This is a genomic window from Protofrankia sp. CiP1_Cm_nod2, from assembly GCF_920664355.1.
Lineage (GTDB): Bacteria > Actinomycetota > Actinomycetes > Frankiales > Frankiaceae > Protofrankia.
Genome location: NZ_CAKKTL010000398.1, coordinates 1577 through 2451, shown reverse-complemented (window position 1 = coordinate 2451; position 875 = coordinate 1577). Strand labels below are relative to the sequence as shown.

At 72.9% G+C, this 875-nt stretch carries 2 protein-coding genes; both read right to left on the bottom strand.

Annotation, left to right across the window (positions count from 1 at the left end; translation table 11 throughout):
- A partial coding sequence (locus tag NBW84_RS23920) for a hypothetical protein (RefSeq protein WP_250287601.1) occupies positions 1 to 275 on the bottom strand: 275 nt, incomplete at its 3' end.
- Positions 268 to 654: a toll/interleukin-1 receptor domain-containing protein gene (locus tag NBW84_RS23915; RefSeq protein ID WP_250287599.1), complete on the bottom strand. Its 387-nt coding sequence runs from the start codon at positions 652 to 654 to the stop codon at positions 268 to 270. The genes NBW84_RS23920 and NBW84_RS23915, both read right to left, overlap by 8 nt.
- Between the last annotated feature and the right edge of the window lie 221 nt (positions 655 to 875).

Genomic DNA, 875 nt, shown 5'->3' with positions numbered 1-875 from the left:
GCCTTCACCAGCAGACCGCCGACGGACGACCGGCGGGCACGCACCCGCTCCAGCTCACGCAGCACCTGGACGGCCGACCAGTCCAGCCCACCCGGCCGGCCCTCGACGACGGTGCCGTCCGCCCTGGTCAGGGCCACACCGTCCGGGCTGATCCGCAGGGTGGCGGTGAGAGGGCCCTCCGCCCGGTAGGCCAGCCCCGGCGGCGGCCGCACGGTACCGTCCACCTCCGGGCGGGCCCGCCGCTCGCCGCGCAGCGCGGCGACCAGCTCACCCACCCGGGTGGTGTAGCCGGCCGGGTGGGTGAGCCTGCCGGAAGTCGACATACACCCGGGCGGCCAGGAACGGCGGCAGCTCGGCATCCCTGAGCAGCACCGGGATCAGCCGCTGCCGGCCGGCGACCGCCCGGGTCAGCATCGCCGCGTACTCCTCGGCCACCCACGGCCGGGCCAGCGCGTCCGGACTGACCACCAGAATCCCGTTCGCGGACGTACGGATACCCTCGTCCAGCCGATGGACGAGCACGTCCGAAGCCGAGATCTCCCACTCGTCGTAGAACACGTGCAGGCCGGCGCGTTCCAGGTTCTCCGCGAGTACCCGCACCCACTCCTGGTCGGCGTGCCCGTAGGAGACGAAGACGTCGAAACCGCCGGCCATCCCAACCCCCCGTACACCGTGACGCGACGACGCTCTGCATCGTAATGCCCTGATCGTCGCTGTTGGCGGCCGGCCGGCCACCGTGGTGGCCGCAACCGCGTGACCGGTATGGCCACCACCGCCAGCACGGTCGGAACGACTGGGCCGCCCAGCATCCCGGGACGGGAACGGAGATCCCCGGCAACGCCAGGACCAGCGCGATCAGCGCGATCAGCGCGGAC